General features: G+C 41.7%; 9 protein-coding genes. 5 read left to right on the top strand and 4 right to left on the bottom strand.

The window, feature by feature from the left end; translation table 11 throughout:
• The coding region (locus CXF72_RS10725; protein ID WP_101039005.1) for a putative bifunctional diguanylate cyclase/phosphodiesterase at nucleotides 1–2,150 on the top strand (2,150 nt) is incomplete at its 5' end.
• 99 nt (nucleotides 2,151–2,249) lie between these two features.
• Nucleotides 2,250–3,728, top strand: a complete 1,479-nt coding sequence (gene cls, locus CXF72_RS10730; RefSeq protein ID WP_101039007.1) for a cardiolipin synthase — start codon at nucleotides 2,250–2,252, stop codon at nucleotides 3,726–3,728.
• 146 nt (nucleotides 3,729–3,874) lie between these two features.
• Here cls and adhE read toward each other — a convergent pair whose 3' ends face one another.
• Nucleotides 3,875–6,520 carry a bifunctional acetaldehyde-CoA/alcohol dehydrogenase gene (adhE, locus tag CXF72_RS10735; RefSeq protein WP_101039009.1) on the bottom strand — a complete coding sequence of 882 codons (2,646 nt, stop codon included), beginning with the start codon at nucleotides 6,518–6,520 and terminating at the stop codon, nucleotides 3,875–3,877.
• Between the two features lie 364 nt (nucleotides 6,521–6,884).
• Between adhE and CXF72_RS10740 the strand changes: the two genes are divergently transcribed.
• Both CXF72_RS10740 and CXF72_RS10745 read left to right on the top strand, forming a co-directional pair.
• Entirely contained in the window at nucleotides 6,885–7,946 is a 1,062-nt protein-coding gene (locus CXF72_RS10740; protein ID WP_101039010.1) for an AI-2E family transporter, read from the top strand.
• Between the two features lie 8 nt (nucleotides 7,947–7,954).
• Nucleotides 7,955–8,890 carry a class I SAM-dependent methyltransferase gene (locus tag CXF72_RS10745; RefSeq protein WP_232784953.1) on the top strand — a complete coding sequence of 312 codons (936 nt, stop codon included), beginning with the start codon at nucleotides 7,955–7,957 and terminating at the stop codon, nucleotides 8,888–8,890.
• Between the two features lie 95 nt (nucleotides 8,891–8,985).
• Here the strand turns inward: CXF72_RS10745 and pta are convergent, their stop codons facing one another.
• Complete coding sequence (pta, locus tag CXF72_RS10750) at nucleotides 8,986–11,148, bottom strand: phosphate acetyltransferase (RefSeq protein WP_101039014.1); 2,163 nt, start codon at nucleotides 11,146–11,148, stop codon at nucleotides 8,986–8,988.
• Nucleotides 11,149–11,216: 68 nt separating this feature from the next.
• Nucleotides 11,217–12,419 (bottom strand): acetate kinase, encoded by a 1,203-nt coding sequence (locus tag CXF72_RS10755; RefSeq protein ID WP_101039016.1) that lies wholly within the window; start codon nucleotides 12,417–12,419, stop codon nucleotides 11,217–11,219.
• 439 nt (nucleotides 12,420–12,858) lie between these two features.
• Between CXF72_RS10755 and yfbV the strand changes: the two genes are divergently transcribed.
• A complete protein-coding gene (gene yfbV, locus CXF72_RS10760) occupies nucleotides 12,859–13,308 on the top strand; it encodes a terminus macrodomain insulation protein YfbV (RefSeq protein WP_101039017.1) in 450 nt (149 codons plus the stop codon).
• Nucleotides 13,309–13,507: 199 nt separating this feature from the next.
• Here yfbV and rlmA read toward each other — a convergent pair.
• On the bottom strand, nucleotides 13,508–14,390 hold an 883-nt coding region (rlmA, locus tag CXF72_RS10770; RefSeq protein WP_232784954.1), incomplete at its 5' end, for a 23S rRNA (guanine(745)-N(1))-methyltransferase.

Consider the following 14,390-nt stretch of genomic DNA (forward strand, 5'->3'; position numbering starts at 1 on the left):
GTGAACAGCGAGATCTTCTCTTTCGTAAAGAGTGTACCGCTAACAGCAACATTAAAACCGGACTTGTTTTTGATATAACAGAGCTTAATAAAGCAAAAAAATCATTAGAAAAAGAGCGTGTCATACTGCGTACGGTGGCAGATATTTGTCCGGATATGATTTTTTATAAAGACTTGGAAAGTCGCGTATTAGGCTGTAATAGATCCTTTGAGAAATTTGTAGGTTGTTTAGAAAATAATCTTTTGGGAAAAAACGCGCATGATTTTTTCCCCTTGGAGCAAGCGAGAGTGTCTATAGAGCAAGACCAAAGGGTTATAAAAAATAACGAAGTTAATGTCGAGGAAGTATTTTCCACCGATTACAATGACGAACGTCATGTGCTCAATATAAAGAAAACCCCTCTGCAGGACAAGCAGGGAAATGTACAAGGGTTAATTGCTGTTGGCCGGAATATGACCGAGCAGCGAAGAATAAAGAAGCGTCTTGAAATTACCAATGTTGTATTTGAAAACAGTACAGAAGCGCTGATCGTGACCGACGCGAACGGTTGGATAATTTCAGCTAATGATCATGCCTGTTTTCTTTTTGGTTATAGTAAAAATAATCTGTTAGCAGAACAGATCAATTTATTAGCTTCTACTGCCTATGATGACGGATCCTATAAAAATATTGAGCAAATTTTAGAGACAGACGGTTCCTGGCAGGGAGATATCACCTATCGCGCTAAGAGTGGCAATGTTCATTACGCCTGGTTAGAGGTCTATGGGGTTGAGCACGTGCAGGAAAACAGCGTTGACCGGGTCTACTCTTATACCGATTTAAAACACTTTCAAGTAACAGATAAAAAAATTAGCTTTTTGTCAAAACATGATCCGTTAACTGGATTACGTAATCGAATTTCCCTGTTTAGCCGATTGGAAGATATAATTACCCACGCTAATTATCAACACAGCGCAGTGGCGGTGATGTTAGTTGATATTGATGATTTTAAAACGATTAATGATAACTATGGTCATAATGCTGGAGATCTGGTTTTAAAGGAGGTTGCTAAGCGTTTAACAAGCTGTGTTTCCGGAAAAGATACATTGGGTCGTTATGGTAATGACCAATTTATTATTATCATCGACGAATTAGTCTATGAACACGATGCTGCTATGGTTGCGCATAAAATAAACGATCAGTTTAGCCGTGCATTTATTATAGACAACGTTCACACAAACCTTAGCGCAAGTATCGGTATCAGTCTTTCCCCTGATGACGGAATGGAGGCTGGCACCCTGTTTCTAAATGCTGAAAGTGCGATGCGCCGTGGGAAAAATAACACCAGTTTAAAAAATGCAACATTCAATTTTTATACCCCTAGCTTGACGCTGGGTTTAAATAAAGAGTTCGCATTAGAACAAGAGTTAAAACAGGCATTATTGTCATCGCAGTTAGTATTGTATTACCAGCCGCAATACGATATTAATAAACGCCAAATCATTGCCCTGGAAGGCGTACTGCGTTGGCATCACCCTAAGCGTGGAATATTAACGCCCGAGCGCTTTTTGAGTGTGGCTGAAGGCAGCAATTTATTAGTCCCCATAGGGTGGGAAATGATTCGTAAAGCTGCTTTACAAGGGGTTGCATGGGAAAAAACGCAGATTAAATTTGGCCGGATTGCCATTAATCTATGCACCATACAATTATCACAAATTAGCTTCATTGCCGAGCTGCAGAAAATTTTGAAAGAAACCGGCTGTTCAACCGAGCAGCTTGAATTTCTGGTGGATCGGACTGTTCTGCAGCACGCTTCAGAAGATATTCTGTCGAACCTGCAGAATGTGAATAAAATGGGCATTACCTTAACCATGACGAATTTAGGCATAGCCACTAATGTTCTCGATTTAATTAATAGTCTGGGTATTGAAAACTTAAAAATATCAGACTCGCAGATTAATAATGGTTCAGGAATCTTGGCGAATGAGGCACAATTACAATCCTTTCACTTTTTTGCCCGCAGCTTAGGGCTTAATGTGGTCAGTGATGGTCTCGACACTGCCAAACCGGAAGAATTTCCATCCGGTGCAGGACAAGCACAACTTGTTCAGAAAAAAGTGATGAGCGGTTCGGAAACGACCTTTTACCTGCGTTGCAATAAACGCACATAATCATAGTATTTGAAATCGCCTCTCTCGCAATAAAGGTTTGACAGTTGTGGTGTGCTGTCATTTAAGCTAACGTTATTCTTTCCGTTAAGAACTTACCATATGGACACTTCTTTATTTGCAACGAGCTGGTCAGATAACTCCCTCTATGTTGGGCTGACCGCTTTTATATATATAACGCTGGTGATACTGACCTCATTAAGTGTCCTTATTAAACGTAAACCCATTGGCGTTTCTCTCGCATGGTTGCTGCTTATTTATGCTTTACCTATGGCGGGCATGGTAAGTTATTATATTTTTGGTCAGCTCAATTTAGGTAAAAAGAGAAAAAAGCGCCGGCTGGAGATGTCGGGGTTATTTAAAACCTGGCTCGCAGATGAAGTGACGGAATACCGCTTATCTGATCAACAAATTTCTACAGCAGTGACTTCGATTAAACATTTTGTTGAATTTGGCAGCCAGATGCCGATGATGGCCGGCAATAAACTCACCTTATTATCCTCTACTGACGTTATTTTAACCGAGCTGGCGGATTGTATTGAGCAAGCCCGTCACAGCTGTTATGTGATGTTTTATATTTGCTCAGTGGGAGGGTTGGCAGATGATGTTTTGAATGCATTAATGCGCGCTGCTCACAGAGGAGTGAGCTGTAAATTATTATTTGATTCCGTCGGCAGCCACGATTTTTTTAACACCAGTCAGTCGCAGCAACTTAGAGATGCGGGTGTTGAAGTCTGTGAAGCCTTACCCGTTGGCACCTTTAGATTACTCTTTCAGCGTCAAGACTTGCGTTTACACCGTAAGTTAGTTTGTATTGATGATCACGTCGCTTATACCGGCAGTATGAACTTAGTTGATCCCGCTTTCTTTAAGAAAGATAAAAATGTCGGTCAATGGGTCGACATGATGGTGCGCTGCGAGGGGCCTATCGTGCAGTTGATGAAAAGTTTGTTTGTCTGGGATTGGTATTTGGAAACCAACATTAAATTACCTTTTCATAAACTTTATGAAGACAGTTTTGCCATCGCCGGGGATCAAAATGTGCAGCTTATTCCCTCGGGACCTGAGTTTGGTGAAGCGAGTATCTATCAAGTTTTATTAATCGCTATTTATGAGGCCAAATATAGTTTGGTACTTACCACACCCTATTTTATTCCCGACGAGAGTTTGCACGAAGCATTAAAAGTGGCAGCGCTGCGCGGTATTGATGTGAAAGTGATTTTGCCGGCTAAAAATGATTCTTTTATGGTGGATTACGCATCACGCGCCTTTTTTCAGGAGCTGCTGGTTGCAGGGGTGAAAATATATAAATTTCATGGTGGGTTACTGCACAGTAAAAGTATTGTTATCGATGAAAACATTGCTTTATTAGGGACGGTTAATCTAGATAGGCGTAGTTTTTGGTTAAATTTTGAAATGACTATGTTCGTTGACAATCACTTTTTTGCCGAGGAATTATTGCAGCTGCAGATGCGTTATTTATTGTCATCGGATCCTTTAATGCTGGAAGATTGGCAGAAGCGAAGTTATCCGCAGCGCCTATTAGAAAGTGTGATGTACCTGTTTAGCCCTTTGTTATAGCTTTCAGCCGTCAGCTCTCAGCCGTCAGCCGTCAGCCGTCAGCTTTCAGCCGTCAGCTTTCAGCCGTCATCCGAAGCTCCACGCATAAAAAAAGCCTGCGGTTAAGCAGGCTTTTTAGCATTTATTCAGCGATTAAAGCGAATAAATTATTTAGCTTTTTTTTCTTCTTGTACTTCAACTTCAGGCGCATCCATTACATCAACGTAATCTGTGCCGTAGTAAGAAGCAAGCAGCACTGCTTTTAGCTCAGCAATTAGCGGGTAACGCGGGTTTGCAGGAGTACATTGGTCATCAAAGGCTTGTTCCGCCAGCGCATCAACTGCGGCCAGGAAGTCTGCTTCTTTAACACCTGCGTCTTGAATGGAAAGGGGAATATTTAATTCAACTTTTAACTCATCTAACCAAGTTAGCAGCTTATTAATTTTAGCTTCAGTGTTACCTTCACGGAAACCTAAATGGTCAGCAATTTCTGCGTAACGAGCACGTGCTTTAGGACGGTCGTATTGTGAGAAAGTACCTTGTTTAGTTGGGTTATTCGTTGCATTAAAACGAATAGTATTAGTCATTAATAATGCATTTGCCAAACCGTGTGGAATATGGAATTCATTACCGATTTGATGCGCCATAGAGTGACACACTCCCAGGAATGATTGAGCAAACGCCATGCCCGCAATAGTGGCTGCATTATGTACTTTTTCACGCGCCACTGCATCATTTTTACCGTTATGGTAAGAGCTTGGCAGGTACTCTTTTAATAGTTTAAGCGCTTGCAGTGCTTGACCATCTGAGTATTCGTTAGCCAGTATTGAAACATAAGCTTCCATCGCATGTGTTACTGCATCGTAACCACCGAATGCACAGAGAGATTTCGGCATATCCATCACTAGGTTGGCATCAACAATCGCCATACTTGGTGTTAGTTCATAATCAGCCAGTGGGTATTTTTTACCGGTTTTTTCATCGGTTATAACGGCAAAGGGTGTGACTTCAGCACCCGTCCCTGAAGTCGTTGTAATACAGACTAGGTCCGCTTTAACGCCCATTTTAGGGAATTTGTAGATACGTTTACGGATATCCATAAAGCGCATTGATAAGTCTTCAAAATCAGTTTCTGGATGCTCATATAGAACCCACATGATTTTCGCTGCATCCATTGGTGAACCGCCACCCACAGCAAGAATAACGTCTGGATTAAAGACATTACAAGCAGCCGCTCCTTTTTTGATAATGGCAAGGGTTGGATCTGCTTCAACTTCGTGGAAGATCTCAACTAACATGCCTTTTGATTCAAGGATTGAACGTAACTCATCAACGTAACCGTTCGCAAAGAGAAAACCATCCGTTACTATCATTGCACGTTTTTTATCTTCCAAATCAGTCAGTGCGATAGGTAAACAACCACGGCGGAAGTAGATAGATTTTGGTAGTTTATGCCATAACATATTTTCAGCTCTCTTCGCAATTTTTTTAGTATTGATTAGATGTTGTGGACCGACGTTTTCTGATACAGCGTTACCACTGTGGGTACCACAACCTAAGGTCATTGAAGGTGCGAAACCAAAGTTATAAATATCACCAATGCCACCATGAGAGGTAGGTGAGTTAATCACGATCCGACAGGCTTTCATGGTAAGACCGAATGCATCAACACGATCCGAGTTTGCATCTTGGTCTGTGTATAGTGCGGCTGTGTGACCAACACCACCTATCTCGAGAACGATTTTAGCTTGACGAACCGCATCTTCATAGTTTTTAGCTTTAAACAGACCTAATGTTGGAGACAGTTTTTCATGTGCAAACATGTTTTCAACGACTACTTCAGGGCCTTCACCAACAAGAATTTTAGTTGAAGTAGGTACTTTAACGCCGGCAAGTTTAGCAATAGTGTATGCTGATTGACCTACGATTTTCGCGTTAAGCGCACCGTCGATAAACATCGTTTTAGCCACTTTTTCTGCTTGTGCTTTATTTAATATAACAGCACCGTATTCATCAAGGCGTGCTTTAAATTCTTCATATTTTGATTCAACAACAATAACAGCCTGCTCAGACGCACAGATCATACCGTTATCGAATGTTTTTGACATTAGGATTGAAGAGACAGCACGTTTGATATCAGCTGATTCGTCAATAACAACAGGTGTATTACCCGCGCCAACGCCGATCGCAGGATTACCTGAAGAGTATGCTGCTTTAACCATGCCTGGACCACCGGTTGCAAGTATGATGGCAGTATCATCATGCTTCATGATTAAATTGGTTAGTTCGATTGATGGAGTATCAATCCAACCAATAATATCTTGTGGTGCGCCAGCAGAAACTGCCGCTTCTAAAACAAGTTTAGCGGCGTAATTTGTACACTCTTTAGCACGTGGGTGCGGTGCAACAATACAACCATTACCTGTTTTAAGCGCCATTAGCGTCTTGAAAATCGCCGTTGATGTTGGGTTGGTTGTTGGGATGATGGCGCAGATGATGCCCATCGGCTCTGCAAGTGTGACCGTATTGAGAGATTCATTACGTGATAATTCACCCACGGTTTTTGTGTCTGCATAACTGTTATAGATGAACTCAGAAGCAAAGTGGTTTTTAATTACTTTGTCTTCCATAATGCCCATGCCTGTTTCTTTAACGGCCATTTTTGCAAGTTCGATACGGTGTGTCGATACCTTAAGGGCTGCGACACGGAATATTTCATCAACCTTCTCCTGTGAGAAGGTTGCATACTCTGCTTGTGCTATTTTAACGCGTGCAATCAGCGCTTCCAGATCGGCAACAGTGCTTACTGTCATAATATTTCTCCTAAAGATTTATAAGTTTAAAAATTTTTTAATAAAACGGTGCTCGAGATGACGAATACTTTCTTAGTAAAAAACTCTTTTTAACTAATCTATGCCTGATTATAGAAACCTATGCATGAAGGGACTTGATCAAGATCAGAAAAAAACGATTTATTAAAATATTAGAAATGTGAGGGTGGTCACGTTGTAGTGATCAGTAGGCTTTGAATAAGGTTGTTGCTGGTGAATACTAAGATGAATTAAGATTTTATTCGCCTATTTTGGCGATAGAAAGGTTTAATGCGGAAAGTCTTTGCTTGTCATAGCAAGCGGTAATAAGCTATCACTTTAGCTTAAGTCAACATAAAGAGATCCTATGTCTAATGCCTCCCCCTTTGCGCGCAGTGCAATATTTTTTTCTGCGATTGTGATCTCACTTGCCGGTGTAAAAGTCGCGGCGCCTATTGTCGTCCCGTTTTTACTTGCACTCTTTGTTGCTATTATTTGTAATCCTGCCATTGATTTTTTAGCGGCCCGCAGAATCCCGCGGGGCGTTGCTATTGCCTGCGTCATTTTCTTTATTTTTGCCCTATTTTTTGGTTTCGGGGGGGTTATTGGTGCATCGGTTAACGGTTTTAGAGAGGCTATTCCCGTCTATGAAGCTCAATTTGCGGTCGAACTGCAATGGTTTATTGTTAAAATGAGTGAGTATAATATTGTTATTTCGATGACCGCGGTACGAGAATACTTTGATCCTGCAAAAATAATGACCCTAGTGACCAGTACCTTAAGCAGTTTCAGCAGCGTGTTGGGAAATGTATTCCTGTTGTTATTAACCGTGGTATTTATGCTCTCGGAAGGCAGTGGTTTTGCCAAAAAACTGCATATCGCTTTTGATGACTCGGTCAAAACGGAAAAGCGCTTAGATCATTTTTTAAAGTCAGTAAATAAGTATATGGCAATAAAAACGATAATGAGCTTAATGACAGGTTTAATGATCGGTTTTGCTTTATGGCTGATGGGGGTCGATTTTTATGTATTATGGGCTTTACTGGCTTTTTTATTAAACTATATACCCAATATAGGCTCAATTATTGCGGCGGTGCCAGCGGTCATTTTAACTTTTTTACAACTTGGCATGGGTTATGCGGCAGCCGTGATCGCTTTATTTGTTGGCGTCAATGCGCTGATGGGGAATATCATTGAGCCTAAGTTTATGGGGCGCAGTCTCGGGCTTTCAACCTTGGTAGTCTTTCTGTCATTAATTTTTTGGGGGTGGTTATTAGGGATGGTAGGCATGCTATTATCCGTGCCTTTGACCATGATTTTTAAAATAGCATTAGAAAACAGTGAAGATGGACGTTGGTTTGCTATTTTATTAAGCTCCGATGAAGAATTAGACGATTTTCAAGCAACCAAACAACAAGATAATAAATAATGAAAATAATGGAACATATCAATTGGCAGCATGTTGAAAGCCAACCAGAAAATGAGATGCAGCGTTTATTACACGGTCGGGGTTTTCACTTTGCCGAGTCCGAACACATCAATATCGATTGGTTCTCACCGGTAATCTTAATCATTTTATATAAAGAAATGAAGGCAAAAGACTTACAAAGACTAAGCGCGCAGCTACTGCACAAAATGACTGAAATAGGTTTTACGGTCGAGAGCATTCAAGTGCAGTTCCGCTGTCGGGATTTTGCGCCGACGGAGATTTTATATGGCGAGCCTATTACGGATTTAATTGCCCGTGAAAACACCCTTAAATATAAAATAAATTTAGGCAGTAAACAAAATTACGGCATTTTTTTAGACATGAAAAATGGCCGTCAATGGTTACAAAATAACAGTGAAAATAAATCTGTTTTGAATCTTTTTTCTTATACTTGTGCTTTTTCTAACGCGGCTATTGCCGGAGGAGCTGAGCGTGTTATCAATTTAGACATGAGTAAAGCAGCCCTTGCGGTAGGGCGTGATAATCATAGGTTGAATGGTCATGATCTAAGCCGGGTGAAGTACTTCGCTCATGACCTTTTTAAGTCTTGGGGTAAAGTTAAACGCTTTGGACCCTATGATATTGTCATTGCAGATCCGCCGTCATTACAAAAAGGCAGTGTCAATATCAAACGCGATTATCCTAAAATTATTCGCCGTTTACCTGATTTATTAACTGCTGATGGCGTCGCGCTGTTATGTTTGAATTCCCCCGATTTAGATTTAATATTTTTAAGGGAAGTTATTGCGGAAGAATGCCCTCAAGCGGTCATTATTGCGCAAATCTCACCTCCTGAACTGTTCCTTAATATTGAACCTGAGCGCGGCTTGAAATGTTTGTTATTACGCCTGAATAGAGAGCCTAATGAGTGGGATTGTTATTAAGGTCGGTTGAAAATTAGTTGATAAAAAAGCCCCGATTTGCTTTACAAATCGGGGCTTTTTTATAGCTATTGATAGCTCGTTAGCTCGATAAAGCGTTAGATTTTAGCGATTGCTTTATCCATGGCTTGTGTTGCCTGAATAGCGGTTAACGCGATAGTGTAAACAATATCATCAACCAATGCGCCACGTGATAAATCATTGACAGGTTTACGCATACCCTGCAGCATTGGACCAATACTGATTAAGTTTGCACTACGTTGTACTGCTTTATAAGTGGTATTACCGGTATTCAAATCCGGGAAGATAAAGACAGTGGCTTTACCTGCAACCGGACTGTCCGGCGCTTTACTTTTTGCTACATTTTCCATTACCGCGGCATCATATTGAAGCGGACCATCAATCAGCAAATCTGGACGACGTTGTTGCGCGATTTTAGTCGCTTCGCGTACTTTATCGACATCGGAGCCGACACCGGACGTACCCGTTGAATAGCTGATCATGGCAACTTTAGGGTCAATACCGAATGCGATAGCTGAATCTGCTGATTGAATCGCGATATCAGCAAGTTGTTCTGCGCTTGGATCAGGATTGATTGCACAGTCACCATAGACTAATACCTGATCGGGTAGAAGCATAAAGAAGATAGAAGAAACTAAGTTTGCGCCAGGCGCTGTTTTAATCAGTTGCAGCGCGGGTCGAATTGTATTCGCGGTGGTGTGCAGTGCACCAGAGACAAGCCCGGAGACCTCACTCTCTGCCAACATCATCGTCCCTAAAACAACCGTATCTCGTAATTGTTCACGGGCAACAACTTCCGTCAGGCCTTTTGATTTGCGCAGTTCCACCATCGGGGCAATGTAATCTTCAATAACATCAGCCGGATTGATGATTTCAACATCATCCGTTAAAATAATGCCCTGTTGTGTTGCGACACGGTGAATCTCTTCCGGGTTACCTAAGAGAACCGGTTTTGCAATACCGCGTTGTGCACAGATAAGGGCAGCTTGAATAGTACGCGGCTCTTCACCTTCAGGCAGCACAATACGCTGGCTGTTTTTACGTGCAAGTTCAGTTAAATGATAACGGAATGCCGGTGGTGATAAACGGCGCGATAAAGATGAATCCCCGGTTAATGTTTTTAACCAGTGTTTATCAACATGGCCGGCAATGTATTCTTGTACCTTTTCAATGCGCTCTATATCGTCAACTGGAATTTCCATATTGAAGTTTTGCAGGCGCTGAGCAGTTTGCCATGTGTTGCTATTGATTAAGAGAATTGGTAAACCGGATTCCATTGCCCGTGCACACAACTTCATGACTTCGGCTTCAGGGGTGTAATCGCCGGTCAGTAATAAACAACCAATTTTCATTCCATTCATTACCGCAAGACAGGCGGCTATGATCACATCACTGCGATCACCCGAGGTGACTAGCATGGATCCTGCTTTAAAATGTTCAAGCATATTTGGAATAGAGCGGGCACAGAATGTGACCCGCTGTAAACGCCGAGTATTGAGGTCACCTTTGTTTAATATTTTCGCATGTAAATGGGTCGCAAGATCGACAACACGAGGTGCAATCAGTTCCGAACTCCAGGGAATACATCCCAAAATAGGCAACGGACTTTTACTGAACATCTGCAATACTTCAAGATTACTGTTTGCCGAGTCGTGAGCACCCTCAAACATTTCAGTTAAATCTGGACGGTACTGTTCACTTTCATCGCTCGGTGCGCCAACTTTATTGATAATACAACCGACAATACTTTGATTGTTTTTGCCACCAAAAGAAGAGACCGCAATTTCTATGCGCTCTTTTAACTGCTGGGAAGTATCATTATTCGGATGAGTAACAAAGACCATCTCAGCGCCTAATGCTTTGGCAATGCTGTAGTTGATTTCGTTGGCAAACTGATGCTTATCCGTTGGCACAAGCCCTTCAACAATGATCACATCACTTTCTTTGGTGCCTTGACGAAAACGTTCGACAATATTTTCTAATAGGTCTGATGTTCTGCCCGAGGAGATAAGGTTCTCTGCATATTTCATTGCAAAGGGTTCAGGTGGATTCAAATCTGAAGCATTACGCAGTGTTGCAGTCGAGCGCTCTGGACCTGTATCTCCAGAGCGTGGTTGAGCAATAGGTTTAAAGAAGTTAACTGCGACACCCTGACGTTCCAGTGCGCGAATCATACCTAGGCTGACGGAAGTAACACCAACACCGGAACCGATGGGAATGAGCATAATTGTGCGGGGCATGACTATTCCTTGTAAAGATAGAAATTAGAGGAAAAAGTGGGGAGTATTTTCTCCCCTATTTATAATAATTATTGATTTGAAACTAGTTTTGCAGAATCTTGTGCAATGACCCACTCTTCATTTGTAGGGATAACCATCGCAATCGGGGAGCCGGCTGCCGTAATTATACCTTGATTGCCCAATATCGCGGCTTTATTTTTTTCGCTGTCGACCTGATAACCAAAAATGGTTAATAATTCTAATACCTTGCTTCGGACAAGGTGGGAATTTTCACCGATCCCGCCGGTAAAGACGATGGCATCAATATGGCCTAATGGTACAGCATAAGAAGCAATATATTTGGTCAGTCGGTAGATAAACATTTCCATGGCCAGTGTTGCTCTTGCATTGCCTTTATCATGCTCTTCCAGAATATTGCGGAAATCGCTGGAAATACCGGAAACACCTAAAAGACCGCTCTGTTTTTGGAGCATATCCATTACGCCTTTCAGGCTGTAACCTTGACGTGTTACCAAGTATTCGATAATACTTGGATCGAGATCACCACAACGCGTCCCCATAACCAATCCTGCAAGTGGTGTCATACCCATGCTGGTATCGACACATTTACCCTTTTTAATGGCAGCCACAGAGGCGCCGTTACCCAAATGCGCAGAAATAATATTAGTGTCAGAAACCGCTTTATTTAATGCCTTTGCAGCTTGATCTGTCACAAACAGGTGACTTGTACCGTGCATACCGTAACGACGAACATGTGCTTCTTTATATAAATTATATGGCAGTGCATACATAAATGCTTTCGCAGGCATTGTTTGATGGAATGCGGTATCAAATACGGCAACTTGAGTCAGTGCTGGAAAGGCCGATTGTGCGGCTTTGATACCTAAAACATGTGCGGGATTATGCAGCGGGGCAAGGGATGAACACTGTTCAATACCTTCAAGTACATGGTCATCAATAATAACTGATTCTGTAAATTTTTCACCACCGTGAACAATGCGGTGTCCTACGGCTACAAACTGCTCAGCTAACCCTGCTTCTTTTTTAATAATCTCTTCGACAATAAAAGATATTGCTGCTGAATGTGCACTATAAGGGTGAAGGCTAGTGGATTTTTTCTTCTCTGCTATTTTCCACTTGATACGTGCATCGGGAAGATTAAAGCATTCGGCAAGACCGCTCATTATCTCACCACCGTTATCGGCATTGATAACCGCGAATTTAAGAGACGAGCTGCCACAGTTAAGGACAAGTACAAGTTTGTTATTCATGAAAAACCCAGTAAGTAAAGTTTGAAATATCAGCATTCCAGTCGATCAACGCTGACGCGCTTCATGGCCCCAAAAGGCTCCGTTGATTGGTGATTCAGTTCACATAATTGTGTATAAAGTCTACACTTATGTAATTAAATGACAATCAACAATCGGGCAAGGAAATGATGTAAATCAAGTTCTAGGAAGGTAGTTCTATTGTCTTTATGCTGTGCCTGTACTTCAGCCCGACCCCTTTTTTTGTGTTGTTATTGTATTGTGTTTTTATTGATTTGTATTGCTTTTGTCTTGCTTCTTATGTCGGCTTTTATATTGACTGTTATGCTGATGTTATATTGACTGTTATATTGACTGTTATATTGACTGTTATATTGCTGCTTGGGTTGAATCTTGCTAGTGTTTATTTATCACTTTTATTGTTAACTAATGTGAGGTTATTGTGCATTCATTTTTTGATGTTATCCGCGAGGGGAATCGTTACCTCAAAGTGTGGCCAAAACAAAGTGCGCTTAATGGCTTGTTTATTGATAGCAAAGTTGCATTCTATACACGTCTGGCCATTAAAATATCACCCGCTTTTATTGCCTTAAGCTTAGGGTTAACCCTTACCTTTCCAACTTTATTTGATCCTATCGTCAGCGTAACATTTGCATTATTTTTATTAGGCCTACCGATTCAAGGTTTTTACTGGTTAGGTAAACGCTCGCAACAGCTTTTGCCGCAGCAACTATTACCCTGGTTTATGGCAATCAAAAAAAGATTGAGCGTAAAAAATAGTGCAGAGAAAGGGTCGATTCACCATCCTTCCTACTTGGAGCTTGCAACCCTATTGCAGCAAGCCTTTAAGCTGGGCGGTGATGATTTTTTACAGCATCATGAGTTGATTTAAGCATTACGAGTCGCGAGCTGCGAGTCGAGAGCTACGAGCTACGAAGTTCGCCGCTCGAAGCTCGAAGCTCGAAGCTCGAAGCTCGAAGCTCGAAGCTCGAAGCTCGAAGCTCGAAGCTCGAAGCTCGAAGCTCGAAAGCTCGCTACTCGAAGCTCGCTACTCGAAGCTCGAAGCTCGAAGCTCGAAGCTCGAAAGCTCGCTACTCGAAGCTCGAAGCTCGAAAGCTCGAAGCTCGAAGCTCTTTTTGATAAACCTCAATATTAAAATCACATTCAATCTCCCAGGTTTTTTCCGCTAATAAATCCAGCATTTTTTGCTGGTTAAATTTCCATGCAAAAGGGGTCATATTAATTAAATCCTGCACTGCCTGAGGGTTATTAATGGTTAGTCTGTAATTTAGATTGAGCTGCTTGATTTTACTAAAACCAGACAGCGGTTTATTTTCTTCGGCATGTTGATTTACCTGTTCATATATTTTTTCACGTAACTCAAGCAGATGGCGCGGGGCAGGTGTGACCGTTATTATGTACCCCTGCGGTTTGATTAATCGCTGTAATTCACTTTCGAGTGAGGGGGCGTAGATTCGGATTAAGGCATCTAAACTATTGTCCGCCAGTGGTACATCGTATGCGCTGGCGACACAGAAGTTAATATTTTTATAACGCTTAGCCGCATAACGTATTGCCACTTTGGAAATATCTAAGCCGTTAATCACAAACGGCTTAGGAAGCTTTGCTGCTATACACGCAGTGTAATAACCTTCGCCGCAACCTAAATCAAGAATTTGAGCCTGATCGCAGTCTGCTAAGTATAAAGACACTAACTCACTGACTTTTTCCGCTAATGGCAAATAGCCGTCGCTGTTTAAAAAAGCACGCCGTGCGCTGATCATCTCTTTATTATCACCCGGATTTTTTGAATTTTTAGCATTAACCGGCAGCAGGTTCAGATAACCTTCCTTGGCAATATCAAAATGATGATTATTAGCACAGATTTCGGTGTTATTGGTGCGTTGCAGGTTAGTTTGGCAAAGCGGACAAATAAAAGAAGTCATAATGGGGCCCTGTTCAGGCAGGTGAAAT

The organism is Psychromonas sp. MB-3u-54 (assembly GCF_002836415.1).
Taxonomy (GTDB): domain Bacteria; phylum Pseudomonadota; class Gammaproteobacteria; order Enterobacterales; family Psychromonadaceae; genus Psychromonas.